This window comes from Halomonas kalidii (genome assembly GCF_030010475.1).
Classification (GTDB): Bacteria; Pseudomonadota; Gammaproteobacteria; order Pseudomonadales; family Halomonadaceae; genus Halomonas; species Halomonas heilongjiangensis.
The window spans coordinates 344,914-370,691 of the sequence record NZ_JASCQN010000051.1 but is presented as its reverse complement, the minus strand read 5'-3'; the positions used below and the strand labels follow the sequence as shown (position 1 = coordinate 370,691).

The following is a 25,778-nucleotide window of genomic DNA, read 5'->3' as shown; positions in this document are numbered from 1 at the left end:
GAGGGAGCTACTCCATGACCCATCAACTCGACGCGCTCAGACAACACTCCCTGGTGGTCGCCGATACCGGTGACCTGGAAGCCATCCAGCGCTACCAGCCCCATGACGCCACCACCAACCCCTCGCTGCTGCTCAAGGCCTTCGAGTTGCCGGGCTACCGGGCGTTGATCGACCAGGAACTCGCCGCGGTCAAGGCCGAGACCAGCGACCGGCAGGAAGAGCATGCCGTGGACCGCCTCGCCGTGGCCATGGGCAGCGAGATCGCTAAGGTGGTGCCCGGCCGGGTGTCCACCGAGGTGGCCGCCAAGCTGTCCTTCGACACCCAGGCCAGCATCCGCAAGGCCCACGAGCTGGTCGCGCTCTACGACAAGCGCGGCATGTCCAGGGACCGGTTACTGATCAAGCTGGCCTCGACCTGGGAGGGGATCCGCGCCGCCGAGGTGCTGGAACGAGAAGGCATCAACTGTAATCTGACCCTGCTGTTCAGCGACGCCCAGGCTCAGGCCTGCTTCGATGCCGGTGTCTACCTGGTCTCGCCCTTCGTCGGCCGAGTCACCGACTGGTACAAACAGGCGACCGGGCAGGACTTCACCCCCGATACCGACCCCGGCGTGCAGTTCGTGCGCGGCGTCTGCCAACGCGTCAGCCAGGGTGGTTATGACACCGTGGTGATGGGCGCCAGTTTCCGCAACACCGGCCAGGTGCTGGCGCTGGCGGGCTGCCCGCGGCTGACCATCTCGCCGGCGCTGCTCGAGGAGCTGGCCACCACGCCGGGCGAGGTGAAGTCCGGGGTACTCATGACGCGTAGCGGCGGCCCGCGGCCGATGCCGCTCACCGAGCCCGCCTTCCGCTGGGGCCATAACCAGGACGCCATGGCCAACGATAAGCTGGCCGAAGGCATCCGCCGCTTCGCCGAGGACCAGGAACGTCTCGAGGACCTGATCGCGGACCGGCTGGCTACCCTCTGACCCGATAACCGCCTGACCGAGACCGCTTTCGTGTTTTCCACCGATCACGACTCGAGCGTGGTATCTGGGGTCGAGGGGGCGATGGACGCTGCACGATGATGGGCGGATGTCTCCCACATTCCGGGACTACCGCAGGAGAGTGGCAGAGATCACGACTTCACGGGGGGCAGTGGCGGGGTCGTCGATCTGCTCGAAGAGGAGTTGAATCGCTTCGTGTCCTGCAAGATAGGTATCGTGCACGGCACAGGGAACCGATACATCGAAGATATCGGCATAGGGAAGGCGGTCTACCCCCACTACCAGCACCTCGTCCCGGGATAAATGGGCATCGTGCAAAGCCCGCATCGCTCCAAGGGTGATTAGCTGGTTGAAGCCAAAAACGGCCTCGGGAAGTGGGCTATGGCGCAGGTAGTCGGCCATGTCGCGATAAGCGGGCTGAAGGGTGTAGTCACCCGCCCGTTGGTCCAACCTGAGGGGGACACCCGCGGCCTCAAAGGCCCCCTTGAGGCCAGCCAGGCGTTGTTGCGTGATCTGCGAGCCACGAGGGCCGGTCAATGCCAGCACCTGCCGGATGCCTTGCTTCACCAGCTGCTCGCCGAGCAATCTTCCAGCACGATGGTTGTCCAGTACCACGCGACTGAAATCAGCCACGTTCAGGGTGCGGTCCAGCATCACCACCGGCAAGCTGGCCTGACGCAATCGATCGAGATAGGCGGGACGATACTCGGCATCGTCGGAAACGGGAGACAGGATGATACCGGCCACCTGGTAACTGAGGAGGGTCTCGATCGCAACTTCCTCGAGTTCCGGCGCACCATCGGTATCGATCAGCATGATGGTGTAGTTCTGCTTCTTTGCATCACGCGAAATCGCCTTGATCACCTCGCTATAGAAGGGGTTGTCGACACTCGCCGTGACCAGGCCGATCAAGCGATTCTCGCGACTCCTGAGGTGGCTGGCAAAGGCATTGGGGACATACCCCAGCTCCCGAGCTGCGACGAGAATCCTTTCTCGTGTCTCCGGCTTGACCTTGTCGGGCTTGTTCAAGGCACGCGATACCGTCATGTTGGTCATGCCCACATGCCTGGCGATATCGGCAATGGTCACCTTGTCACGTCTCGCCATGTCTCACCCGAGATGCCAAAGCCAGTTCAGCGGAAGCGCCGCTGGGCCAGCAGGTGGCGCACCAGCGGCGCCAGGATCAACTCCATGGCCAGAGACAGCCGCGACCCCGGCACCACCAGGGTGTGCGGACGGCTCATGAAGGCGTCCTGGATCATCGCCAGCAGATAGGGAAAGTCGACCGTGGAGGGATCGCGGAAACGAATCACCACGAAGGACTCGGCATCGGTGGGGATGTCCTGCACCTCGAAGGGGTTGGAGGTATCCACCGTGGGCACTCGCTGGAAATTGATGTGGGTGCGCGAGAACTGTGGCTGGATGTAGCGCACGTAATCGTCCATGCGCCCCAGGATGGTGTCGATCACCGCCTCCTGGGAGTAGCCGCGCTGCTTGATGTCGCGGTCGATCTTCTGGATCCACTCCAGGTTCATGGTCGGCGCCACGCCCACCAGCAGATCGACGTGGCGGGCGATGTCGTGCTCGGCGGTGACCAGGCCGCCGTGCAGCCCCTCATAGAACAGCAGGTCGGTGCCGCAGGGCAGCGACTGCCACTCGGTGAAGGTGCCCACCCGATAACCGGCCTCGATCATCTGCTTGTCTTCGGCGTGGATATAGTGGCGGAAGGTCCCGGTACCGAACTCGCCGTACTCCTGGAACAGCGCCTCGAGACGATCGAGCAGGTTGGCTTCCACGGCAAAGTGGGAGAGCTCGCCCTTGCGTTCGGGCTCGTCGCGGAAGATGCGCGCCAGCTCCTCCCGACTGTAGCGATGGAAGGCATCGCCGTCGACGAAGGCGGCGTGCACGTCCTCCCGGGCGAACATGCGCTCGAAGGTGCGCTTGACCGTGGTGGTCCCGGCCCCGGAGGAGCCAGTCACGGCGATGATCGGATACTCGCGGGACATCAGCTCGCTCCATCGTCTTGTTGTTCTCGGTGGGACCTGGCGATCAGCCGGCCTGGCGCTCGCGGGCGATGGCCCGAAAGGCGATATCGCGACGGTAGAAGGCGCCCTCCCAGGCGATCGCCTCCACGCCCCGGTAGGCCAGGTCACGCGCCGCCGAGACCCCCTCGCCGAGGGCGGTGACGCAGAGCACCCGGCCACCGGCGGTGACGACCTCGCCCCGGGCGTCCTCCCGGGTCCCGGCATGGAAGACCTTGCAACCGGTGGCCTCGGCGGCCTCGAGCCCGGTGATCACGTCATCCTTGCGGTAGCTGCCGGGATAACCGCCGGCGGCCAGCACCACCCCCACCGCGGCACGCGGGTCCCAGTCACAGGCAAGCCCCTCGAGCTCGCCCCGGGCGCCGGCCAGGCAGAGTGCCGCCAGGTCGGACTGCAAGCGCAGCATGATCGGCTGGGTCTCCGGGTCGCCGAAGCGACAGTTGTACTCGATCACCCGGGGGTTGCCCTGTGGATCGATCATCAGGCCAGCATAGAGGAACCCGGTGTAGGGGTGGCCCTCCTCGGCCATCCCGCGCACCGTGGGCAGAATGACCCGCTCCATGATCCGCGCATGCACCGTGTCGGTGACCACCGGCGCCGGCGAGTAGGCACCCATGCCGCCGGTGTTGGGGCCGGCATCGCCATCGCAGGCGCGCTTGTGGTCCTGGCTGGTGGCCATGGGCAGCACCGTCTCGCCGTCGACCATGACGATGAAGCTGGCCTCCTCGCCCTCGAGGAACTCCTCGATCACCACCCGGGCGCCGGCATCGCCGAAGGCATTGGCCTCGAGCATGTCACGCACTGCCGCCTCAGCTTCGGCGAGGGTCATGGCCACGATCACTCCCTTGCCGGCGGCCAGGCCGTCGGCCTTGATCACGATGGGCGCGCCCTTCTCGGCCAGGTACGCCAGGGCCGGTGCCACCTCGGTGAAGGTGCGGTAGTCGGCGGTGGGGATGGCATGTCGCGCCAGGAAGTCCTTGGTGAACGACTTGGACCCCTCGAGCTGGGCGGCGGCCCGGGCCGGGCCGAAGATCGCCAGCCCCGCCTCGCGAAAACGGTCGACCACCCCCTCGACCAGCGGCGCCTCGGGACCGACGATGGTCAACGCAACGCCCTCCTCCCGGGCGAAGGTCACCAGCCCCTCCAGGTCGGAGACGCCGATGTCGATGTTCTCCAGCCCCGGCTCGCGGGCGGTGCCGGCGTTGCCGGGCGCGACGAAGACCGCCTCCACCCGGGGCGACTGGGCGACCTTCCAGGCCAGCGCGTGTTCGCGGCCACCGCCGCCGATGATCAGAACCTTCATCCGTTCAACCTTTTGGCATCTCGAAACGTCGCGGCATTATGTCAGAAAGTCGCCGCCACCGCCCTCCCGAGCGCCCTGCATCACTTCTGCTCGTCGTCGTCCTTGCTGCCGGCCTGGCTGATGGTCTGCTGCCAGAAGCGCATGTTCTCCTCGGCCAGCTCACGCATCAGCTCCATGGGCGAATGTCGCATGGCTTGCTGCCACTGGTCCTGCACGTGCTTCTGCTGCTCGAGCATCAGCCGTGTGCCCTGCTCCAGGTAGCGGGCCAGCGGCAGCGGCTGGGACATGGCATAGACACGGATCAGCTGCTCGAGCAGGTCGTTGGAGAAGACCTCCGCCTCGCCGTCGGCCTGCTCCTGCTCGATGATAATCGACAGCAGGATGGTCCGGGTCAGGTCCTCGCCGCTCTTGGCATCCTCGACACGAAAGGGAACCTCGTCGAGGATCAGGCCTCGCAGATCCTCGAGGGTCACGTAGCGACTCTGTTCGGTATCATAGAGTCTGCGGTTGGCATACTTGCGTATCACGCGCACGGCGCTGCTCCTTGTCGTGAGGTGGGCCGTTGCCCCCATACTGGTATTGTGCACCGCGACACCGCCCATGCAAGGGAAACGAGCCCCCATGAACCTGATCCTGCTCTCGCCCGCCGACCTCGAAGGCAACAGCCTCGCCCGGGTCCGCGATCCGCGCCGCCTGGCCCACCTGCACACGGTACACCGCGCCCGACCCGGCGACCGCCTCACCCTGGGCGTCGAGGGGGGCGGCATCGGCCGCGGCGAACTCCTGTCACTCGACGCGCACGAGGCCTGCTTCGCCATCGACGCCCTCGACCAGTTGCCGCCACCGGCACTGCCGGTACACCTGGTGCTGGCACTGCCGCGCCCGCGCATGCTGGCGCGTAGCCTCGAGCACGTCACGGCACTCGGCGTGAAGCATATCACCCTGCTGCATAGCCGCCGCGTTGAAAAGAGCTACTGGCAATCGCCTGAGCTGGCAACGGAGAAGATCCAGGCCCACCTGGTGCTGGGCCTGGAGCAGGCACGCGATACGACGATGCCCGTGGTGACGCTGGCGAAGGGGTTCCGTCCCTTCGTCGAGGACAGGCTACCGGAACTGCTGGCGGAGCGCCGCGGCCTGCTGGCCCACCCCGGCATGCCCCGGGCCTGTCCGCGCGGTCTCTCCGAACCCACCCTGCTGCTGGTCGGGCCGGAAGGGGGCTTCATCCCCTGGGAGGTGGAACAGCTGCTCGCCGCCGGTTGCGAGGGCATCCACCTGGGCCCACGCATCCTGCGCGTGGAGACCGCAGTGACCGCCCTGCTCGCCCGACTGTTCTGAGCAGCGCCTCAGTCCTCGTCCGGCTCATGGGCGACCAGCGGTGAATCCTCGTCACATTGCGGGGCGTTCAGGAAGGTCTCGCGCACGTCCAGCACTCCGAGATGGCCGATGGTGCGCCGCCCCAGCAGCAACGGATAATGCATCTCCTCGCGGTTGCGCAGGCCGAACTGCTCCTCGTAGACGGTGTCACCCATGCACACCTTCATCAGCACTACCAGCCGCTCGTCGCGTCCTCCCGCACCGCGTACCCGCATGTCCCGGTACAGCGGCAGTTCCATCGATTTGGAGAAGGTTTCGCCGCTCGCCTCATCCTCCAGCTCGAGGTCGAAGCGCACCCACTCCTCATCATCCTTCTCGAAGCGCTCGATGTCGCGGGCATCGAGCGAGGAGGTCAACGCCCCGCTGTCGAGCTTGGCCTTCACCTCCACGCCCCAGGGTTCCAGGGTCGCCTTCTCGACCCAGCCGAACACCTGTTCGTCGGCGAGGGCCTGGGACATCCCGACGGCCAACAGCAGTGCCGTGATCAGACAGAGCGCACGCTTCGGCCAGTGAGCCGGGGGCTGGGGTGACAGGGGGATTCTCATTGGAAGACTCCTTCGTGCGAGATACACGCGGGACTGAAAATGGCAAAAAACGAGCAAATGGACCACGCCGCGGGTCACAGGTTCCCTACTTGACGCCCCGGCACGGCTCGCAAATGCTGTAAATACGGCCTGCCGAACGTGTCACCGCGGCATCGGCAGGCGGTCCATGGAGCCTATCGACAGGAGGAGAGGCCATGTCCACTCGAGACATCACAAGGACGATACTGCCCGGCGCCCTGGGCCTGATCGCCACTGGCCTGGTCATCACGGCCCAGGCCCAGTCGGATCCCCAGGGACTCTACTCGGCCCGCATGATTCTCGATGCCGACGTGCACCTGGCACCCGACCCCGATACTCGCGTCGGCGAAGTCGATGACATCCTGCTCGGCGACGACATGGCAGTCCATGCCCTGGTGGTGCAGAGCGGGGCCAGCCTGGGTCTCGGCGGCCAGGAGGTCGTGATCACCAACGCCCTCTACCGGCTCGACACCCTGCCCGACGAGGACGGTACCACCTCTCACCGGGTGATGGTCGAGGCCAGCGAGGAGGAGTTCGCGTCCCTGCCCCGCTACGACCGCGACTGGCAGCAGCAGGCCCGGGAGCGCTCGCGCGCGGCCTGGGAGCGCTCCCAGGAGGGCGCCGACAGCGCCTGGCAGCGTACCCGCGAAGGGGCGGAACGCGTCGGCGACCGCGCCGAACGCGCCTGGGAACGTACCCGGGAAGGCGCCGAGCGCGCCGGGGACGCGATCAGCGAGGCCCTCGACAACATGACCAATTGAGGATCCCCCCGGCTGCATCCGGCCAGGTGCCATCATCCTTCACCGCTTCAACCACTCCAACAGACGAACGGTGGCGAAGCCGTCCGGGGTGACATCGATCGACTGCTGGAAGGCCCTCAGGCCACGCCGCGTATTGGGCCCCATGATCCCGTCCGGGGTACCCACGTCGAAGCCGCGGGCATTCAGCGCCTGCTGCATCTCGCGTACCTGACTGCGCATCAGCGGCTGCTCGTCGCGGGGCCACCCCTGCACCACGCCCTCGCGCCCGGCGATCTCGTCGGCCAGGGAGCCCACCGCCAGGGCATAGCTGGCGGCGTTGTTGTAACGCAGGATGGCCCGGTAGTTGGGCCCCACCAGGAAGGCCGGCCCGCGAGCCCCGGCCGGGGCGATCACCGAGGCCGCCGCGAACTCGGGCAACCGCTCACCGCTTACCGTGCGCACCCCCTGGTCGGCCCACTCCTGGCTCGAGTGACGGGTAGCGAGTTCGGTCTGGGCATGGTCGAAATCTTCCGGCAGGCGCACCTCCACCCCCCAGGGCTCCCCGGACTGCCAGCCGGCCCGCGCCAGGTAGTTGGCGGTGGAGGCCATCACGTCCGGGATACTGCCCCAGATATCGCGGCGCCCGTCGCCGTCGCCGTCGACCGCATAGCTCTCGAAGCTCGAGGGGATGAACTGGGTATGGCCCATGGCACCGGCCCAGGAACCGACCATGCGCTCGGGGGCAATGTCGCCCTGGTCGAGGATGCGCAGCGCGGCCAGCAGCTCGCCACGGGCGAAATCGCGGCGGCGGCCATCGAAGGCCAGCGTGGCCAGGGCATCGAGAGTCGAGAAGTCGCCGAAGTTGCTACCGTAGTTGCTCTCGATGCCCCAGATGGCCACGATCACCTCGGCCGGAACACCGTAGTGTCGCTCCATGCGACGAGCCGTATCACGGTGCGCCGAGAGCCTCTCCCGCCCCTGGGTCACCCGCTGGGCGGAGACGGCACTGTCGAGATACTGCCAGATCGGTCGCACGAACTCGGGCTGGGAGCGGTCGAGCTCGATGACCCGCGAACGGTAGCGAACACCGTCCAGGGCACGGGCTAGGGTCGACTCGCTGATGCCCTCGGCACGGGCGTCACGCCGGAAGCCGGTCAACCAGCCGGGAAAATCCGACGGCGGCGCGACCTCGGCCACGTCCTCGGGGGCAGCCGGCGACGGGGCCGCCGCCGCCTCGGCACCTTCGGCGTCGCGATCGGCGGCGCTGGCCTCGGTGGTCGGGCTGCTCTGGCAGCCGGCGAGCAGCGCCAGCAGCACGGAAGTGGAAAGAATCCTGCGCATCGTCACTCCTGCTTTCCTTGGCAATCATCCGGCATCGATCATCGCGCAGAAAGCTCATCCAGGCCAGTAGCATCGACGTCCGCCATCATCTCTCCGTCACGCCCTGCCGGGCCCATCACGCAGGAGGCCACCCCTGGGTGGCCTCGCGCTCCTTCCTGCCCTCAGGACGGGTCGGTCTCCCTGGGCTGATGCCTGGCATTGGCCTCGGTCTCGAGCCCGCTCTTCAGTTCGTGGGTCAGCGGATCGTAATTGGGTCGCAGTTCGTCCTTCACCGTGCCACTCCACAGCTTGGCGCCGACGAAGTAACCGGCCCGGCCGATCACGTGGGCCGCCACCGGCGCGGTCATCATGATGAAGAGGATGACCCCCAGGGCCCTGGCGACCACCGCCACCTGGGCGAAGTGCAGCGCCACCGCCAGCATGATCAGGGTGGCCCCCAGGGTCGCCGCCTTGGTGGTGGCGTGCATGCGCGTCAGCAGATCGGGGAGGCGCAGCACGCCCAGCGCCGCCAGGAACATGAAGATCGCCCCGGCCAGTATCAACCCGCCCTTGAGCATCTCAATCATCCCGCGGCCCTCCCCGCTCCAGGAAGCGCGCGAAGCCGATGGCGGCCATGAAGGCCATCAGGGCCATGACGATGGCCACGTCGAGCAGGCTGGGCACGTCGGTGGCGATGGCCACCACCCCGATGATGCCCACGATCATCGAGGAGAAGAGTTCCAGGGCTACCACCCGGTCCGGCAGGCTGGGGCCGCGGAACAGGCGCACGAAGGCCAGGCAGAGCGCCAGCGACATCACCACCAGGCTCAACAGGATCACGATCGACATGGGGCCCCCTCTCAATGGAACAGTTCCAGCGCACGGCGCTCGAGCTCCGCCAGGCCGCGCCGCAGCTCCTCCTCGTCATCGAGGAACATGGCATGGATGTAGAGCACGCGGCGGTCGTCGGAGACGTCCAGGCTCAGGGTGCCCGGCGTCAACGAGATCAGGTTGGCGACGAAGGCGATCTCGAACTCGGTGCGCGCCCGCAGCGGCATGGCGATGACCCCCGGCTTCATGTACCAGGGCGGTGTGACGATATCGAAGGCGACCTTGAGGTTGGCCAGCAGCAGCTCCTTGAGAAAGAAGCCGACGAAGCGGATCAGCCGCGGCAGGCGCTGGGCATAGCCGGCCAGCGCCGGCACCTGGGGCTGGATCAGTGCCAGCACCAGGTAGCCGAAGAGCAGGCCGGCCAGCAGGTTGCGGCCACTGAAGTCGCCGGTCAGCACGATCCAGGCCAAGCCCAGCAGCAGGTTCCAGGCGGCCCCGATCATGGTGTCGTCTCCCCGCCCGTGCCGAGCACGGCCTCGATATAGCGCTCCGGATCGAGCAGCTCGGCGGCCGAGGCCTCGGCCAGGGCATGGATGGGCCCGGCGTTGAGGCCGATGAACAGGGTACACAGGGCCAGGCCGATCACCGGTGCCGTCATCAGCCAGAGCTCTCGCTGGCTGACCTCAGGATAGGGATCGACATCCCCCTCCGGCGGCGTGGTCTTCCAGAACACCTCGGCCCAGATCTTGATCATCGAATAGAGGGTGAGCAGTCCCACCAGCAGGGCGATGAAGGTGACGCCATAGGCCTCGGCCTCGATGCCGGCACGGATCACGATGAACTTGGCGAAGAACCCGGAGAGCGGCGGCATGCCGGCCAGCGATAGCGCCGGGATCAGGAACAGCACCGCCAACCAGGGATGCGAGCGGTAGAAGCCGCCGAGCTTCTTGAGCTCGTAGCTGGCACGCAGCCGGTGGACGATGCCGCTGACCAGGAACAGGTTCGTCTTCACGATGATGTGGTGCATGATGTAGAAGACCCCACCGATGATCGCCAGGGGGGTGAACAGCGCCAGGCCCAGGATCATGTAGCCGATCTGGCTGACGATGTGGAACGACAGGATGCGCCGGAACTCGAACTGGGCCGCCGCGCCCAGCACCCCGGAGAGCATGGTCAGTCCCGCGCCCCACAGCAGTATCTCGTGGGTATAGCCGGGGCTGTGATGGAAGATCAGGGTGAACACCCGGTACAGCGCATAGACCCCCACCTTGGTGAGCAGGCCGGCAAACAGCGCCGAGACCGCCACCGGCGGCGTGTGGTAGGAGGCCGGCAGCCAGAAGAACAGCGGGAAGGCCGCCGCCTTGATGCCGAAGGCGACCATGAACATCATCGCCAGCACGTCGACCATGCCATTGTCTTCCAGGCTGGCCAGGCGACGGGCGATATCGGCCATGTTGAGGGTGCCGACCATGCCGTAGAGCAGGCCCACGGCGACCAGGAAGATCACCGACGACAGCAGGTTGAGGGTGACGTACTTGATCGCCCCCTCCATCTGCGCCTTCTCGCTGCCCAGTATCAACAGCGCGAAGGAGGCCACCAGCATCACCTCGAACCAGACATAGAGGTTGAAGATATCACCGGTGAGGAAGGCCCCGGCGACCCCGGCCAGCAGCAGGTGCATCAGCGGGAAGTAGCCGTAGGCCTCGTGGCCGCGGCCGATAGTGGCCAACGAGTAGAGCGCCACCGCGAAGCCGATGACGCCGGTGAGCACCACCATGATGACGCCCAGCAGGTCGGCCACCAGGCTGATGCCGAAGGGGGCGGGCCAGTCGCCCATCTGCATCACCAGGATGCCGTCGCGCCTGACCGTGGCCAGCAACCACAGGCTGGTGACGAGCAGCCCCCCGGTACCGGCCACGGCCACGAACCGCTGCATGCCCCGGGAGCGCCAGAACACCAGCGACACGGCGCCCGCCAGCAGCGGAATCAGGATGGGCAGCGCGATCTGCGGAATCACGTGTCGGTATCCTTCATCTTGTCCAGGTCATCGGCCCGCACGATCTCCCAGGCGCGACGCACCAGCACCACGGCGAACGACAGCACGCCGAAGGCGATCACGATGGCGGTGAGCACCAGGGCCTGGGGCAAGGGATCGGCCACCACCCCCTCCGGTGCAGTCAGCCCCGCAGGGACCAGCGGCGGCGCCCCGCGGACCATGCCTGCGGTGGAGAAAATCAGCAGGTTGGCGGCGTTGGAGAGCAGCATCAGTCCGATCACCAGCTTGACGATGGACCGCCGCAGCATCATGTAGATGGCGGCGGCGAACAGGATGCCGATCGCGACGGCCATCAGCGGCTCCATGGGACCTCCCTGGCGTCGTCCTCGTGGTCGGTCTTCACCAGCGCCGTGATCGCCGTCAGCACCGACCCCAGGACCACCAGGTAGACGCCGATGTCGAAGATCAGCGGTGTCGATGCCTTGTAGCCGATGATCGGGATTGTCCACCACTGGGCGGTGAAGAAGGGGTCGCCGTACCACCAGGCCGGCAGCGTCGAGACCACGCCGAGCAGTAGCCCCATGCCGACCAGGTCCCGTGGCGACACCTTGAGCATGGCGTGCATGGCGCGTCGGCCATAGGCGAAGAGATAGAGCGCGAAGCCGCCTGCCGCCACCAGGCCGGCGATGAAGCCGCCGCCCGGCTCGTCGTGGCCACGCAGCAGCAGGAACAGCGAGAACAGCAGTTGCAGCGGCAGCAGCAGGCGCGCCGCCACGTTGAGGATCAGGGTGCCGGATCTAACCATCGTCTCTCTCCGGTGGGGACGCGGGATGCCTGGCGTCATACTCCCCGGCATGGAAGCGCAGCATCGCATAGACCCCGATCGCCGCCAGCGCCAGCACGAACATCTCGCCCAGGGTATCGAGGGCCCGGAAATCCACCAGGATGACATTGACGATGTTATGGCCATGACCCAGTGGCTGGCTGTTGGCAACCATGTAGTCGGAAATCCGCGGCAGGCGCTCACCGCCCAGCACGGAGAGCATCAGCAGGGTGACCATGCCGCCGACCAGGGCCGCCACCACCAGGTCACGCAGGCGCTCGAGCGGCGTGGAGAGGGTGGCGAAGCGCGGCAGCCGGAACAGCACCAGCACCAGCAGGATCACCGTCAGGGTCTCCACCAGCAGCTGGGTGATCGCCAGGTCGGGGGCGCTGAAGAGCACGAAGGCGAGGGCGATGGAGAACCCCATGATGCCCAACGCCGCCACTGCCGCCAGGCGCGAACGCATCACGCAGGCGGCCACTGCACCGGCGACCATCAGGCCCGCCACCACCGCCTCGTGGAAGTAGAGGTCCAGGGACAGGGCGAAATCCAGCGAGTGGCGGAAGAACAGCGCATGCCCGACCAGGCCCAACAACACCAGCAGCGTCATCACCAGGTAGTTGCGGATATAGCCGTTCTGCAGCATGCCGGTCTGCCACTCGGCCACCCTGACCACCCCCCGCATCAGCGCCTCGTAGCCGGCCTCGGGGCCTCGGGCGATGATCGGCTCGAGACACCCCAGTCGCCCCCGCAGGCGGTCCCAGTGACGGAACACCAGGCCGCCCAGCAGCAGGCTCGCCAGCGTCAGCATGAGCGGCAGGTTGACCCCATGCCAGAGGGCCAGGTGTACCGACGCCTCGCCGGCGCCGATGGCCACCGTCGTCGCCGCCACCAGACCATCGAGCACGCCCGGCGCCAGCCCCGCCAGCAGCGACAGCGTCGCCAGCAGCGCCGGGCCGACCAGCATGCCCCACGCGGCCTCGTGGGGCACCTTCGGGGTCTGTCTCGGTACTCCGAAGAAGGGCCGCAAGGCGACGATGGCCGCCACCGCCAGGGTGAGGAAGGCCGCCACGAAGGCCAGCAGCAGGATCAGGGGACGATAGGCGCCGGCCTCGAGCACCGACTCGAACATCAGCTCCTTGCCGAGGAAGCCCAGCAGCGGCGGCAAGCCGGCCAGCGACAGGCCGGCGACCATCGCCACGGCGGTGGCCAACGGCATGGTGCGCCAGAGTCCGCCCATGGCGGTGACATCCTTGGTACCGGTCTCGTGGTCGAGGATGCCGGCGACCAGGAACAGCGCCCCCTTGTAGAGCGAGTGGGCCAGCAGGAAGACCACGAAGGCCACCAGGGCGCCGTCGGTACCGATCCCCAGCAGCATGGTCAGGGTCCCCAGCGCCATCACCGTGGAGTAGGCCAGCAGCTTCTTGATGTTGGTATGGCGGATCGCCAGGAAGGCGCCGGTGATCATGGTGAGCGCCCCCACCAGCGAGAGCGTGACGCCCCAGACCTCGGTGCCGCCCAGGGCCGGGTGCAGCCGGGCCAGCAGGTAGATGCCGGCCTTGACCATGGTCGCCGAGTGCAGGTAGGCCGAGACCGGGGTGGGGGCGGCCATGGCGTTGGGCAACCAGAAATGAAAGGGAAACTGGGCCGATTTGGTGAAGGCGCCGATCAGCACGCAGATCAACAGCGGGGTGTAGAGCGCATGGGCGCGCAACGCCTCGCCGCGGGTCGCGAGTTCGGTCAGCGACCAGCTGTCGCCGGCCACGGCCAGCATGACGAAGCCGGCGATCAGGGCCAGGCCCCCGCCCACGGTGACGAGAAGCCCCTGCAGCGCCGCCTTGCGGGCCGACAGGTCGGTATGGTTGAAGCCGATCAGCAGATAGGACGTGATGCTGGTGAGTTCCCAGAACACGAACAGGGTCACCAGATTATCGGCCAGCACCAGGCCGAGCATCGACATCATGAAGGCGGTGATCACCACCAGAAAGCGTGGCAGGTCGCGATGCCCGCGCAGGTAGTCGCCGGAGTAGACCAGTACCAGGGCGCCGATCACCGTGATCAGCAGGGCGAACAGCCAGGCCAGACCATCGATCAGGAAGGTCAGGGTGATCTCCAGCCCCGGCACCCAGGCCCACTCCAGCAGCAACACCTCACCGGCGGCGATGGTCGGCCACTGGCCCAGCAGCCAGAAGGCCAGGGCGGCGGGCAGCAGCGCCATCACCAGGGGTGTCCTGGCGCCGAACCAGCGATGCAGGAGTGGCGCCATGCCCGCCACCACGAAGCCTCCCAGCACGGCCAGTTGCATAAGGCGTCCCTCCGTCGTTCCGAGCGGCCGGGGCGCTGTCGCCGTGACCACCACGGGTTCGAAGCATCAACTCTATAGACACAAGGTGTTGAAAGGCAAGGAGGGCGCGATAAGCGCTCCTTTGCGGTAAAGTGTGCAGTCGAATGCCATTGGTGGGCCTTTCAGCTAACGCCCTTTGCTAACGGAGTCGCCCAGGATGACCGATCGATGACATTGCTGTGGATAGCCCTGCTGCCCTTGCTCGGCGTACTCGTGCCGGCGCTCAGCGCCGGCCGCGGGCGCCGCGACTGTTCCCTGGCCACCGCGGTGTTGCCGGCCATCGCCCTGCTGCTGACCCTGTCGCAGCTGCCGGCGCTCGCCGCCGGCGAAGCGCTGCGCTTCTCCGTCGACTGGGTACCCGCGCTGGGCCTCGACCTGGCCTTCCGGCTGGACGGCCTCTCGCTGCTGTTCAACCTGCTGATCGTAGGGATCGGTCTGCTGATCCTGCTCTATGCCCACTACTACCTGTCGCCGGAGGAGCCCTTCGGGCGCTTCTACGCCTACCTGATCCTGTTCATGGCCTCCATGGTCGGCATCGTGATGTCCGACAACCTGCTGTTGCTGTGGCTGTTCTGGGAGCTCACCGGCATCTCCTCCTTCCTGCTGATCGGCTTCTGGTCGCATCGCAGCGATGCTCGCAAGGGCGCGCGCATGGCCCTGACCGTCACCGGCGCCGGCGGGCTGGCGTTACTGGCCGGGCTACTGCTGCTGGGTGACATGGCCGGCAGCTTCGACATGAACGTGGTGCTGGCCAGCGGTGATGCCATCCTGGCCGACCCGCGCTACCCGGCCATGCTGGTGCTGGTACTCCTGGGCGCCTTCACCAAGTCGGCCCAGTTTCCCTTTCATTTCTGGTTGCCTCACGCCATGGCCGCCCCCACCCCGGTCTCGGCCTACCTGCACTCGGCGACCATGGTCAAGGCCGGCATCTTCCTGATGGCGCGGTTGCACCCGGCCATCGCCGGCAGCGAAGCGTGGTCGGTGATCGTCTCCCTGGTCGGCATCACCACCATGCTCTACGGTGCCTGGTTCGCCCTGATCAAGACCGACCTCAAGGCGATCCTGGCCTTCTCCACGGTCAGCCACCTGGGGCTGGTCACGGTGCTGCTGGGTATCGGCAGTCCCATGGCGGTGCTGGCCGCGCTCTTCCACATCCTCAATCACGCCACCTTCAAGGCGGCACTGTTTATGGGGGCGGGCATCATCGACCACGAGACCGGCACCCGGGAACTGGGCCGGCTGGGTGGCCTGCGACGCGCCATGCCGGTCACCGCACTGCTGATGTCGCTGGCCGCCGCGGCCATGGCCGGGGTGCCATTGTTCAACGGCTTCCTCTCCAAGGAGATGTTCTTCACCGAGACCCTGGCCACCCCGGTGCTCGGCGGACTGAGCTGGCTGCTGCCGCTGCTGGCGACGCTCGGCGGCATCCTCTCGGTGGGCTATTCGCTGCGCCTGGTGCATGCCGTCTTCTTCAAGCCGGCCCGCGAGGCCCCGCCCAGGTCGCCCCATGAGCCGCCGCGGCTGATGCGCGCCCCGGTCGAGCTGCTGGTGGCACTCTGCGTACTGGTGGGCCTCTTCCCCGCCGTCCTGGCCACCGGGATACTCGACATGGCCGCCCGGGCGGTACTCCGCGAGCCGCTCGACTTCCACCTGGCGATCTGGCACGGCATCAACCTGCCGCTGCTGATGAGCCTGGCGGCCCTGGTGGCCGGGGTGACGAGTTACCTGCTGCACCCACGGCTGCTGCAGTTGATCAAGAGTTTCCGCCCGGTGGACGCCCGCCTGGTGTTCGAGGCCGCCCTGCAGCGGCTGGGACGATACGCGGAAGTCGCCGTGGCGCACTTCGACGGTGGCTCGCTGCAGCGCTACATGAGCCTGCTACTGCTGGCCGCCCTGGCCATGGGCGGGCTGGGCCTCGTCGGCATGCCGGTGCTCACCGGCGAGCGGGGCAACCAGCCGCTGGACGGCATCCTGATCCTGGGGGCGGCCCTGCTGATCTTCGGTGGCATCGGCACCGTGGCCACCCACCGCTACCGGCTGATCTCGCTGCTGCTGCTCTCGGTGGTGGGGCTGGTGGTATCGCTGACCTTCGCCCGCTTCTCCGCCCCCGACCTGGCCCTGACCCAGCTGTCGGTGGAGGTGGTGACGATGATCCTGCTGATGCTGGCGCTGTTCTTCCTGCCCCAGAGGACGCCGCGGGAGTCCTCGCCGATGCGCAACCTGCGCGACGTGGGGCTGGCCGGCGCCCTGGGCATGGTGGTCGCCAGCCTCAACTACGCCGTGCTGACCCGCGACAATGCGGCGATCTCCGGCTTCTTCCTGGACAACAGCGTGCCCGGCGGGGGCGGCCACAACGTGGTCAACGTCATCCTGGTCGACTTCCGCGGCTTCGATACCCTGGGCGAAATCACCGTGCTGGCCCTGGCGGGCCTGGCGATCTTCAAGCTGCTCAACCGCCTGCGGCTGTTCATGCCCCACAGCGATGGCGAGGGGCGGGTCTGGTCGCCGGACCGCTACCCGGCCATCCTGACCTCCATCTCCATGGCCCTGCTGCCCCTGGCCCTGCTGGTCTCGGCCTTCATCTTCCTGCGCGGCCACAACCTGCCCGGCGGCGGGTTCATCGCCGGCCTGATCACCGCCGTGGCACTGATCCTGCTCTACATGGCCCGTGGCGTGGAGTGGACCCAGCGGCGCCTCGACTTCCCCTACCAGCCGGTGGCCGTCGCCGGCGTGGGTATCGCCACGCTCACCGGCCTGGGCAGCTGGTTGTTCGGACGCCCCTTCCTGACTTCGGCCTTCGGCCACTTCCACCTGCCGCTGGTGGGCGAGTTCGAGCTGGCCACCGCCATGCTCTTCGACCTCGGCGTCTACCTGGCCGTGGTGGGGGCCACCCTGATGATCCTCGCCAACCTGGGCAAGGTCACCACACCCCATCGCCCGGCCAAGGAGCCCGCCGCCGAGTCGGTGCGGACTCGTCCCCACAAGGAGCCCGCCGGCCCCCGCAAGGAACTCGCCCGTCCTCACGAGGAGCCCACTCCCCCCCACAAGGAGCAAGCCTGATGGAAAGCCTCTACGCCATCACCACCGGCGTGCTGACCGCCTGCGGGCTCTACCTGACCCTGCGCGGGCGCACCTTCCCGGTGGTCGTCGGCCTGACCCTGCTCTCCTACGCGGTGAACCTCTTCCTGTTCTCCATGGGGGGGCTGACCACCGACGGCGCGGCCATCGTCGACGGCGCGGCCGACTATGCCGACCCCCTGCCCCAGGCCCTGGTGCTCACCGCCATCGTCATCGGCTTCGCCATGACCGCCTTCGTGGTGATCCTGGCCATGCGCGCGCGCAGCGAGGCGGGCAATGACCACGTCGACGGGCGCAAGCAGGAAATCGGGGAGGAGCGCCCATGATGCAGCATCTGATCATCCTGCCCATCGTGCTGCCGCTGGTCGCCGGCATCCTGCTGCTGTACAGCCGCCGGGGGAAGACGCGCCTCAAGCGCCTGGTCGGCGTGTTCGCCACACTGCTACTGGTGGGGGTGGGCATCGCCCTGGTGGCCCGTGCCGCGGGTGGCGAGGTCACCTACTACGCGCTCGGCGACTGGCAACCGCCCTTCGGCATCGTGCTGGTGCTCGACCGGCTCTCGGCGCTGATGGTGCTGCTCACCGCGGTGCTGGCGCTGGGCGCCGTGGTCTTCGCCTGCGCCGGCGACGACGAGCAGGGCAGCAACTTCCATGGCCTCTTCCAGTGGCAGCTGATGGGGATCAACGGCGCCTTCCTCACCGGTGACCTGTTCAACCTCTTCGTGTTCTTCGAGGTCCTGCTGCTGGCCTCCTATGCCCTGCTGCTGCACGGCGGCGGCAAGGCACGCATCCAGGCCGGCGTGCACTACGTGGTGCTCAACCTGGCCGGTTCGTCGCTGTTCCTGATCGCCGTGGGCGTGCTCTACGGCGCCACCGGCACCCTCAACATGGCCGACATGGCGGTGCGCCTGACCGAGCTGCCCGCCGAGCGGGCCGGCCTGGTCAGCGCCGGCGCCCTGATGCTGCTGGTGGTGTTCGGCCTCAAGGCGGCGATCCTGCCGCTCTACTTCTGGCTGCCGCGGGCCTACGCCGCGGCCCCGGCCCCGGTGGCGGCGCTCTTCGCCATCATGACCAAGGTGGGCATCTACGCCATCCTGCGGGTCTATTCGCTGATCTTCGGCGAGCAGGCCGGGCCACTCGCGGCCCTCGAGCAGCCCTGGGTCTGGTGGCTGTCGCTGGCCACCCTGGCGGCGGCCGGCATCGGGGTGCTGGCCGCCCGGGACCTTCGCCTGCTGGTCGCCTACCTGGTGCTGGTCTCGGTGGGCACCCTGCTGGCAGGCATCGGCATGCGCTCTCCCGAAGCCACCGCCGCCCTGCTCTACTACCTGGTGCACACCACCCTGGTCACCGGCGGGCTCTTCCTGCTCGCGGAGCTGATCGGCCTGCAGCGCGGCAAGGCCGGCACGCGCCTGGTCAGGGGCCGGCCGCTGCGGCAGGGCGGCTGGCTGGCCGGCCTGTTCTTCCTGGGCGCGGTGGCGGTGGCCGGCCTGCCGCCGCTCTCCGGGGCCATCGGCAAGGCACTCATGCTCCAGGCCGCCGACGCCGGTCAGCGCTCCTGGCTGTGGCCGATCCTGCTGGTCACCGGGCTATTCACGCTGATCGCCCTGTCACGTGCCGGCTCTACCCTGTTCTGGCGCAGCCGGGGCGACCCCGCGGGCGAGCCGCTGTCACGGTATCGCTGGTTCGGGATCGCCTGGCTGCTGGGCGCCTCGCCGCTGCTGGTGGTCCTGGCCGGTCCGGTCAGCGAGTACACCCGCGCCACCGCCGACCAGCTGGCGCGCCCGGCGATCCTCATCGACTCGCTCCTGCCCACTGCCGGAGACGCCCCATGATCCGCCCCCGCCCCTGGCTCCCGACCCCCCTGCTGTCGATCCTGCTGCTGGTCGTCTGGCTGCTGCTGGTGCGCAGCCTGGCCTTCGGCCATATCCTGCTGGGCACGCTGCTCGCGGTCACGATCCCACTGGCCACCTCACGTTTCTGGGACGCCCAGCCCCATGTCGCCAGGCCCTGGCTGCTGCTGCGCTTCGTGCTGCGGGTCCTGGGTGACATCATCATCGCCAACCTCGAGGTCGCCTGGTTGATCATCAACCCGTGGCGACGCCTGCGCCCGCACTTCGTGGAATACCCGCTGATGCTGGAAGACCGCTTCACGGTCACCCTGCTTGCCAACACCATCAGCCTGACCCCCGGCACGGTATCGGCCAACCTGCGCATGGACGGCAAGACACTGCTGATCCACGCCCTGAACGTGGAGGACGAGGAGGCACTCATCGCGCATATCCGCGAACGCTACGAGCAGCCGCTCAAGGAGATCTACGAATGCTCGACATCGCGCTGAAGATCAGCCTGGCCCTGGTGGTCATGGCCCTGCTGCTGAATGTCTATCGCCTCACCGTGGGCCCGGACATGCCCGACCGCCTGCTGGCGCTGGACACCATGTACATCAACTCCATCGCGCTGATCGTGCTGATGGGGCTGTGGCTCAACACCAAGACCTACTTCGAGTCGGCGCTGCTGATCGCCATGCTCGGCTTCATCAGCACCGTGGCGGTCTGCAAATACCTGCTGCGCGGCGACATCATCGAGTAGTCGCGCCGAGGAGGGAGGGAAGATGATCCATTACGTGATTCTCGAGGGCGTGATCGCCTTCTTTCTGGTCGCCGGCGGAGCCTTCGCCTTCATCGGCTCGCTGGGCATGGCCCACCTGCGCGACTTCTACATGCGCCTGCACGGCCCCACCAAGGCCACCACCCTGGGTATCGGCTGCATGCTGATCGCCTCGATGCTCTACTTCTGGGTCACCGAAGGCAAGCCCGACATCCAGGAGATGCTGATCACCCTGTTCCTGTTCATCACCGCCCCGGTCAGCGCCCACCTGCTGGCCAAGACCGGGCTGCACCTGCAGTTGCGCCACGAGGACCACACCGGCGGCCGGCCGCCGGAGCTGCGCGACGAGGAGATCGGCGATCGACCGGTGCCCCACCCCGAACGGGGGCACGGCTGAGGGGCCACCCCCGGCCGCCCCGGGTGCTTACGGCTCGACCCAGCCGGCCAGCTCGTTCCCGATGATCGCCAACAGCGCGGCGATATGGTCGTCGCGGTCGTTGAGACAGGGAATGTAGGTGAACCGCTCACCTCCGGCGGCCAGGAAACTCGCCTTGATCTCCTCGTTGATCTCCTCGAGGGTCTCCACGCAGTCGGCCGAAAAGGCCGGCGAGATCACCGCGATGTGCTTGCGACCCTGGCGGGCCAGCTCGGCCACGTGCTCCACGGTGGCCGGCCCCACCCACTCCTCGGGCCCGAACTTCGACTGGAAGGCGGTGACGATGGCGTCATCGCCCCAGCCCAGGCGCTCCTTGAGCAGCCGAGTGGTCTTCTGGCACTGGCAGTGATAGGGATCACCTTCCATCAGGAAGCGCTTGGGAACACCGTGGTAGGAGGCCACCAGCACCTCCGGAGGCGCCCCGGCCGCGTCATAGGCCTCGCGCACCGAGTTGGCCAGTGCACCGATATAGGCCGGGTGATCGAAGTAGGCCGGCGCGGTACGCAGGGCGGGCTGCCACTTGAGCTTCATCAGGGTGCGGAAGGCCTGGTCGTTGGCCGTGGCGGTGGTCGGCGAGGCGTATTGGGGGTAGAGCGGGAAGAACAGGATCCTCTCGCACCCCTGGGCCTGCATCCGGCGCAGCACGCTGTCGGTGGAGGGATTGCCGTAGCGCATGCAGAAGTCGACCACCACCCGATCGCCATGGGCCTCGTGCAGCCCCTCGGCCACCTTGCGGGTCTGGTCGCGGGTGATGGTCAACAGCGGGCTCTCGTCCCGCTCGTTGTTCCAGATGCCGCGATAGGCCTCACCCGACTTGAAGGGCCGCCGCGAGAGGATGATCAACTGCAGCAGTGGCTGCCATTTCCAGCTCGGATAGTCGACCACGCGCTTGTCGGAGAGAAACTCGCCGAGGTAGCGCCGCATCGACCAGTAGTCGGTGGCATCCGGCGTGCCGAGGTTGGCCAGCAGCACCCCTACCTTCCGCTGCGGCACCGGCGGATGGTCGGCCGGAGCCTGGGCCAGGCGTCCACTGCCGGGCCTGTCCAGTCCGAACCGTTCCTGCTCCAGTTGACGGGTGGTCATGCGCAGTGCTCCTCCTGATCGTTGGCTGACGGGCGTGGCGACAGTCTATCAGGCGGCGCACGAGGAGGGCGGATAAAGTTGTACTATCGACTCGATTTGTACAGCTTGAGGTCAGCTACACGAGCCGGCCCGGCATGCGAGCGCAGCACACTCGCATACCGCCAGTACCTCCGGGAAGCACGATGGGCAGCGACAAGGGGAGGAGCGAGGGTCAGAACACCAGGGGCATGCGCGCGGTGAGGGGATCCCGGTAGTGGGCTTCACGGCCGATCACCTCGTCATGGGGCACATGCTGCACCAGATAGGCACGGTGAATGCCGGCACGGTTGAGCTCCAGATAGACATCCTCGAGGGTGCGGAACAGCACCGGCTTGCCGGCGCGGGTCAACATGTGGCGAGTACCCTCCACGTCTTCCAGCTCCACCTGATAGACATGGCTGCCGGTGTGGCCGATCACGCGGATCTCGAAATTGTCGTGGTGCGCCACGAAGGCCTTGAGGTCATTGAATTCCATGGTTCCCTCCAACTCACTGGCGACGTGTTCAGGCGTCGCATTGCGGATGACGGATACAAATTGGGCACAGCATGGCTGCGCCCGATGACGGTGTCGTGTACCCGACGTTACCGTAATATGACCCTGACCGCCCCGTCAGGTTCCAGACTCATCGGTACTCGGAGGGGTCGATGGCCTTGCCCAGGGAGTTGCGGTCGACCCACTTGCCGGCCTTGGTCTCCTTGTAGCGGAACACCACCCGGTCGCCGACCTGCACCGGCAGTTCGGCGTCCTCGGTCTGGTAGCTGTAGCTCTCGCCGTCCACCGTGAGCTGGTAACGGTAGAGATCGGGCATGCCCAGCCACTCCTTGAAGGGGCCTTCCCGCTCCATTGCCTGGAGCTCGCCGCGGGCTTCGAGTTTCGGGGTACGACGGCGATTGCCGCGTCGGAATCCGCCTGCCATGCTGCCTCCTTCACTGTGGTCGAGGGGTCGGCATTATACGGGGCCGGAGGCCGGACTCAAGGTCCACCTACTCGCCGAAGCCCCCGCCGTAGCTGTCCGGTGCCAGGTCCTCGAAGCGCGTGTACTTGCCGATGAAGGCCATGTGCACGGCCCCGATGGGGCCGTTACGCTGCTTGCCGATGATCAGCTCGGCCAGCCCCTGGTTGTCGGGGTTGTCCGGATTGTAGACCTCGTCACGATAGACGAAGGCGATGATGTCGGCGTCCTGCTCGATGGCGCCCGATTCCCGCAGGTCCGACATCACCGGGCGCTTGTTGGGCCGCTGCTCCAGCGAGCGGTTGAGCTGGGAGAGCGCGATCACCGGACAGCCGAACTCCTTGGCCAACCCCTTGAGAGAGCGCGAGATCTCCGAGATCTCGCCGGTGCGGTTCTCGGAGAAGCCGGGGATCTGCATCAGCTGCAGGTAGTCGATCATGACCAGCGACATGTTGCCATGCTCACGCACCACCCGGCGCAGCCGCGAACGCATCTCGTTGGGCGAGAGTGCCGCAGTGTCGTCGATGAACAGCTGCTTGTCCTTGAGCAGGTTCACCGCCGAGGTGAGCCGTGGCCAGTCCTCGTCCTCGAGCTGGCCGGTACGCACCCGGGTCTGGTCGATGCGCCCGAGTGACGAGAGCATCCGCAGCATCAGCGACTCGGCGGGCATCTCCATGGAGAACACCATCACCGGCTTCTCGCTGGCGATCACGGCATGCTCCACCAGATTCATCGCGAAGGTGGTCTTGCCCATGGAGGGGCGCCCGGCGATGATCACCAGGTCCGAGGGCTGCAGCCCCGAGGTCATCTCGTCCAGATCGCGGAAGCCGGTGGACAGCCCGGTCATCTCGCCCTGCATGTTGAACAGCTCGTCGATACGGTCCACCGCCTTGGCCAGCAGCTCGCTCATGCCGATGGGGCCGCCCGACTTGGGGCGCTCCTCGCTGATCTGGAACACCAGCCGCTCGGCTTCGTCGACCAGCTCGTCGGCGGGCCGGCCCTGGGGGCTGAAGGCACCGTCGGCGATCTGGCTGGCGGCGCGGATCAGCTTGCGCAGGGTCGCGCGCTCGCGAACGATATCGGCATAGGCGCGGATGTTGCTCGCCGAGGGAGTGTTGCGGGCCAGTTCGGCCAGATAGGCCAGCCCACCCACGGTGTCGAGCTGGTCGCGCCCCTCGAGGGCCTCGGAGAGGGTCACCACGTCCATCGGACGTGCCCCCTCGGACAGGCCGATCATGACGTTGAAGATCAGGCGGTGCTCGTAGCGATAGAAGTCGTCCGCCACGAGCCGGTCGGCAATGCTGTCCCAGGCCTGATTGTCGAGCATCAGGCCGCCGAGCACCGACTGTTCGGCCTCCAGCGAGTGCGGGGGCACCTTGAGGGCGGCGGTTTCCTGATCGAGCTCGAGGGTGTCGTTCATGACATGGCAACCTTCAGGGGAACGGGCCGGGACATTCTACCCGAAGGGCCGGCACCACCCTACACTCCCCGAACGGCAAGCACTCACGGAGCGGCAAAAACCCGCGCTCGAGACCGGGCGCGGGCAAGGATCGAAACAGCGGGCATGGCCCGGCAGACGCCGGGCCAGGGGCGTCAGAACCAGACTTCGGTCTGGACGCCGAAGGTCCACTGGCTGCCGGTGAAGCCGTCGCTGCCGAAGGCGTCACCGTCGCTGTAGTCGTTGAGCTCGTCGTCCCAGTCGCTCCAGGAGGCGAAGAGGCGGACCTCCGGGCGCTTCCAGAAACCGCCCACCTCGGGCTTGAAGGTCGGGGCGATGGTGAACTTGGTGTAGTCGCCCTCCACGGCGTTGTTGCCGCCGAAGCCCTGGGGATCGAGGTCCATCCACTGGTAGCTGGCCTCGTACTGCATCTCGAAGTTCTCGGTCAGCTCGTTGGCCAGGCGCACGTTGAGGGTCGCCCAGTCGTACTGGTCGCCCTCGACGAAGCGGTCCTCGCTGGTCTCGGCGAGGATCGCCGGCGCCACGCGCCAGCTCGGCGCGAGGTAGGTGGTGCCGTAGAGGCCGACCCGGGTGGAGGTAGCGTCCTCGGTGAGCGAGCCATTGGAGCCGATGCCCTTGGTCTCGCCGCCCAGGCCCTGGCCATGGATCACCGCGGCCTTGAAGTTGCCCTCGCCGAGGCCGAAGAAGCTGTCGCCATGGTAGGCCACCATGGTGTGGAAACCGCTGTCGGCCGCGGTATCGCCGCTGTCGAGCAGGCGTTCCTCGTTGTCGGCGGCGGACATGCCGCTGACCATCCACTGCCAGTTGCCGAAGTAGTTGTTGGAGGTCAGGATCAGGTTGTCGGTGTCGCCGCTGTCATCCCCCGGCGACTCGCGTGTCACGGGGAAGTCGCTGAAGCTGCGACCATAGAGCGAGAGGTTGGACTTCCAGTTGTCGGCCAGCTGCATGTCGTAGATACCGGCACCGGTACCGGCCAGGAAGATGAAGTCGCTGTCGAGCCAGTGGATGTCGAAGTTGTCGCGGTCGAAGCGCTTGCCGGCCCAGATCGAGGCGTTCTCGAAGACGCCGGTAAAGCTCGGCAGGTCGCTGAACTCGGCATAGACCTGACGCACGTTGAGATTGGAATCGTCGTTCCAGTCGTTGCTGGTGGTGGTACCGTCGGCCAGCATGGTGCGATAGTGCGCCTTGGCGCCATTGTCGTAGGTCTGGCGATAGTTGAGGATGGCCTCGGCGTAGGTATCCGGTTCGTTGCCCAGCCGGCCCACCGCGCCCCCCTGGGAGCCCGCCGGCGTCAGGTAGGGGCCGCCCTCCGCGCTCTTGCCGTCCTCGCCGATCAGCAGGCCGGAGCGGGCGTAGGCGTTGAAGGAGAAGCCCTCCTCGCCACTGGCCTGGCGCTCGACCTTGGCGAGACGCTCCTCGACCTCTTCCGCGGCAAGACGTCCCTCGGCCTGGGCCTCGGCCAGTTCCGCCCGCTGCTCGGCGTCGTCGGCGCGCCGCTCGGCAGCGGCGATCCGCGCCTCCAGCTCGGCCAGGCGCTGCTCGAGGCCGGAGTGAGTGTCGGCGCCGGCGAGGCCGGTCATGGCGAAACTGGCCACGGCGACGGCGGCAACGAGGGGAGATCTGAGCATGGCAGTCTTCATCGGAGCGAGTCCTTTTATGGTTGTTTTCGCAGGGAAAGTGGCGGAAGGCCCGATCTGTATCGTTTAAGTCAGCCGACAGACCGAGGGCCCCGCCACCCTCTCGATCGACCCGTCGCCTCGCGACCGAGGACAGGCCATGGCGAGAACTTAATCGTTTAAGCC

The 25,778-nt window shown here is 67.0% G+C and carries 27 protein-coding genes; 9 read left to right on the top strand and 18 right to left on the bottom strand.

Translation table 11 applies throughout. The features are described from left to right. Window positions 1–14: 14 nt before the first annotated feature. Complete coding sequence (gene tal, locus QLQ85_RS18335; protein ID WP_282740307.1) at window positions 15–968, top strand: transaldolase; 954 nt, start codon at window positions 15–17, stop codon at window positions 966–968. A 126-nt stretch (window positions 969–1,094) separates the two neighbouring features. Here the strand turns inward: tal and QLQ85_RS18330 are convergent, their stop codons facing one another. From QLQ85_RS18330 to phaR, 4 genes are all read right to left on the bottom strand, one after another. Beyond that, window positions 1,095–2,075, bottom strand: coding sequence for a LacI family DNA-binding transcriptional regulator (locus QLQ85_RS18330; protein ID WP_282740306.1), 981 nt, complete (start codon window positions 2,073–2,075; stop codon window positions 1,095–1,097). A gap of 44 nt (window positions 2,076–2,119) precedes the next feature. After that, window positions 2,120–2,992 carry a phosphoribulokinase gene (locus QLQ85_RS18325; RefSeq protein WP_282722964.1) on the bottom strand — a complete coding sequence of 291 codons (873 nt, stop codon included), beginning with the start codon at window positions 2,990–2,992 and terminating at the stop codon, window positions 2,120–2,122. A 43-nt stretch (window positions 2,993–3,035) separates the two neighbouring features. Beyond that, window positions 3,036–4,331, bottom strand: coding sequence for a phosphoribosylamine--glycine ligase (gene purD / locus QLQ85_RS18320; RefSeq protein WP_282740305.1), 1,296 nt, complete (start codon window positions 4,329–4,331; stop codon window positions 3,036–3,038). Between the two features lie 80 nt (window positions 4,332–4,411). Continuing rightward, a complete protein-coding gene (gene phaR / locus QLQ85_RS18315; RefSeq protein ID WP_102627346.1) occupies window positions 4,412–4,864 on the bottom strand; it encodes a polyhydroxyalkanoate synthesis repressor PhaR in 453 nt (150 codons plus the stop codon). Between the two features lie 88 nt (window positions 4,865–4,952). On the opposite strand from phaR, the gene QLQ85_RS18310 reads away from it, so the two are divergent. Next, window positions 4,953–5,666, top strand: coding sequence for a 16S rRNA (uracil(1498)-N(3))-methyltransferase (locus QLQ85_RS18310; RefSeq protein ID WP_282740304.1), 714 nt, complete (start codon window positions 4,953–4,955; stop codon window positions 5,664–5,666). Between the two features lie 8 nt (window positions 5,667–5,674). Here QLQ85_RS18310 and rloA3 read toward each other — a convergent pair whose 3' ends face one another. Continuing rightward, window positions 5,675–6,250 carry a retropepsin-like aspartic peptidase RloA3 gene (gene rloA3 / locus QLQ85_RS18305; RefSeq protein ID WP_456070617.1) on the bottom strand — a complete coding sequence of 192 codons (576 nt, stop codon included), beginning with the start codon at window positions 6,248–6,250 and terminating at the stop codon, window positions 5,675–5,677. Between the two features lie 194 nt (window positions 6,251–6,444). Here rloA3 and QLQ85_RS18300 point away from each other — a divergent pair, with 194 nt between their 5' ends. Further along, window positions 6,445–7,029, top strand: a complete 585-nt coding sequence (locus tag QLQ85_RS18300) for a PRC-barrel domain containing protein (RefSeq protein ID WP_282740303.1) — start codon at window positions 6,445–6,447, stop codon at window positions 7,027–7,029. Between the two features lie 39 nt (window positions 7,030–7,068). On the opposite strand, the gene QLQ85_RS18295 is transcribed toward QLQ85_RS18300, so the two are convergent. From QLQ85_RS18295 to QLQ85_RS18260, 8 genes are all read right to left on the bottom strand, one after another. Further along, entirely contained in the window at window positions 7,069–8,349 is a 1,281-nt protein-coding gene (locus QLQ85_RS18295) for a lytic murein transglycosylase (RefSeq protein ID WP_282740302.1), read from the bottom strand. Between the two features lie 161 nt (window positions 8,350–8,510). Further along, window positions 8,511–8,915: a monovalent cation/H(+) antiporter subunit G gene (mnhG, locus tag QLQ85_RS18290; RefSeq protein ID WP_282740301.1), complete on the bottom strand. Its 405-nt coding sequence runs from the start codon at window positions 8,913–8,915 to the stop codon at window positions 8,511–8,513. Then, window positions 8,908–9,177, bottom strand: coding sequence for a monovalent cation/H+ antiporter complex subunit F (locus QLQ85_RS18285; RefSeq protein WP_282722971.1), 270 nt, complete (start codon window positions 9,175–9,177; stop codon window positions 8,908–8,910). Before QLQ85_RS18285 ends, mnhG begins: the two co-directional genes overlap by 8 nt. Before the next feature lie 11 nt (window positions 9,178–9,188). Next, entirely contained in the window at window positions 9,189–9,662 is a 474-nt protein-coding gene (locus QLQ85_RS18280) for a Na+/H+ antiporter subunit E (RefSeq protein ID WP_282740300.1), read from the bottom strand. After that, the gene (locus QLQ85_RS18275) at window positions 9,659–11,176 is read right to left on the bottom strand and encodes a Na+/H+ antiporter subunit D (RefSeq protein ID WP_282740299.1); all 1,518 of its coding nucleotides are present in this window, start codon (window positions 11,174–11,176) and stop codon (window positions 9,659–9,661) included. Before QLQ85_RS18275 ends, QLQ85_RS18280 begins: the two co-directional genes overlap by 4 nt. Beyond that, window positions 11,173–11,520 carry a Na+/H+ antiporter subunit C gene (locus QLQ85_RS18270; protein WP_282740298.1) on the bottom strand — a complete coding sequence of 116 codons (348 nt, stop codon included), beginning with the start codon at window positions 11,518–11,520 and terminating at the stop codon, window positions 11,173–11,175. The genes QLQ85_RS18275 and QLQ85_RS18270 overlap by 4 nt, the downstream gene beginning before the upstream one ends. Continuing rightward, entirely contained in the window at window positions 11,508–11,960 is a 453-nt protein-coding gene (locus QLQ85_RS18265; protein WP_282740297.1) for a Na+/H+ antiporter subunit B, read from the bottom strand. The genes QLQ85_RS18270 and QLQ85_RS18265 overlap by 13 nt, the downstream gene beginning before the upstream one ends. Continuing rightward, a complete protein-coding gene (locus QLQ85_RS18260) occupies window positions 11,953–14,283 on the bottom strand; it encodes a putative monovalent cation/H+ antiporter subunit A (protein ID WP_282740296.1) in 2,331 nt (776 codons plus the stop codon). The genes QLQ85_RS18265 and QLQ85_RS18260 overlap by 8 nt, the downstream gene beginning before the upstream one ends. A gap of 207 nt (window positions 14,284–14,490) precedes the next feature. On the opposite strand from QLQ85_RS18260, the gene QLQ85_RS18255 reads away from it, so the two are divergent. From QLQ85_RS18255 to QLQ85_RS18230, 6 genes are read left to right on the top strand one after another with little or no spacing between them, the layout of a single operon-like run. Then, window positions 14,491–17,382 carry a monovalent cation/H+ antiporter subunit A gene (locus tag QLQ85_RS18255; protein ID WP_282740295.1) on the top strand — a complete coding sequence of 964 codons (2,892 nt, stop codon included), beginning with the start codon at window positions 14,491–14,493 and terminating at the stop codon, window positions 17,380–17,382. Beyond that, the gene (locus QLQ85_RS18250; protein WP_282740294.1) at window positions 17,382–17,726 is read left to right on the top strand and encodes a Na+/H+ antiporter subunit C; all 345 of its coding nucleotides are present in this window, start codon (window positions 17,382–17,384) and stop codon (window positions 17,724–17,726) included. Before QLQ85_RS18255 ends, QLQ85_RS18250 begins: the two co-directional genes overlap by 1 nt. Next, window positions 17,723–19,231 (top strand): monovalent cation/H+ antiporter subunit D, encoded by a 1,509-nt coding sequence (locus tag QLQ85_RS18245; RefSeq protein ID WP_282740293.1) that lies wholly within the window; start codon window positions 17,723–17,725, stop codon window positions 19,229–19,231. The genes QLQ85_RS18250 and QLQ85_RS18245 overlap by 4 nt, the downstream gene beginning before the upstream one ends. Continuing rightward, the gene (locus QLQ85_RS18240; RefSeq protein ID WP_282740292.1) at window positions 19,228–19,737 is read left to right on the top strand and encodes a Na+/H+ antiporter subunit E; all 510 of its coding nucleotides are present in this window, start codon (window positions 19,228–19,230) and stop codon (window positions 19,735–19,737) included. The genes QLQ85_RS18245 and QLQ85_RS18240 overlap by 4 nt, the downstream gene beginning before the upstream one ends. Then, the gene (locus QLQ85_RS18235; RefSeq protein ID WP_282722981.1) at window positions 19,719–19,988 is read left to right on the top strand and encodes a K+/H+ antiporter subunit F; all 270 of its coding nucleotides are present in this window, start codon (window positions 19,719–19,721) and stop codon (window positions 19,986–19,988) included. Before QLQ85_RS18240 ends, QLQ85_RS18235 begins: the two co-directional genes overlap by 19 nt. A 22-nt stretch (window positions 19,989–20,010) precedes the next feature. Beyond that, a complete protein-coding gene (locus QLQ85_RS18230; RefSeq protein WP_282722982.1) occupies window positions 20,011–20,403 on the top strand; it encodes a Na+/H+ antiporter subunit G in 393 nt (130 codons plus the stop codon). A gap of 27 nt (window positions 20,404–20,430) precedes the next feature. On the opposite strand, the gene hemH is transcribed toward QLQ85_RS18230, so the two are convergent. The 5 genes from hemH to QLQ85_RS18205 form a co-directional block, all read right to left on the bottom strand. Continuing rightward, window positions 20,431–21,525 carry a ferrochelatase gene (hemH, locus tag QLQ85_RS18225; RefSeq protein WP_282740291.1) on the bottom strand — a complete coding sequence of 365 codons (1,095 nt, stop codon included), beginning with the start codon at window positions 21,523–21,525 and terminating at the stop codon, window positions 20,431–20,433. 211 nt (window positions 21,526–21,736) lie between these two features. Then, complete coding sequence (locus QLQ85_RS18220; RefSeq protein WP_282740290.1) at window positions 21,737–22,039, bottom strand: DUF6482 family protein; 303 nt, start codon at window positions 22,037–22,039, stop codon at window positions 21,737–21,739. 148 nt (window positions 22,040–22,187) lie between these two features. Next, window positions 22,188–22,481 (bottom strand): hypothetical protein, encoded by a 294-nt coding sequence (locus QLQ85_RS18215; protein WP_282722985.1) that lies wholly within the window; start codon window positions 22,479–22,481, stop codon window positions 22,188–22,190. A 67-nt stretch (window positions 22,482–22,548) separates the two neighbouring features. Further along, window positions 22,549–23,937 carry a replicative DNA helicase gene (gene dnaB, locus QLQ85_RS18210; protein WP_282740289.1) on the bottom strand — a complete coding sequence of 463 codons (1,389 nt, stop codon included), beginning with the start codon at window positions 23,935–23,937 and terminating at the stop codon, window positions 22,549–22,551. A 173-nt stretch (window positions 23,938–24,110) separates the two neighbouring features. Then, window positions 24,111–25,604 (bottom strand): carbohydrate porin, encoded by a 1,494-nt coding sequence (locus tag QLQ85_RS18205; protein WP_282740288.1) that lies wholly within the window; start codon window positions 25,602–25,604, stop codon window positions 24,111–24,113. Window positions 25,605–25,778: the final 174 nt, after the last annotated feature.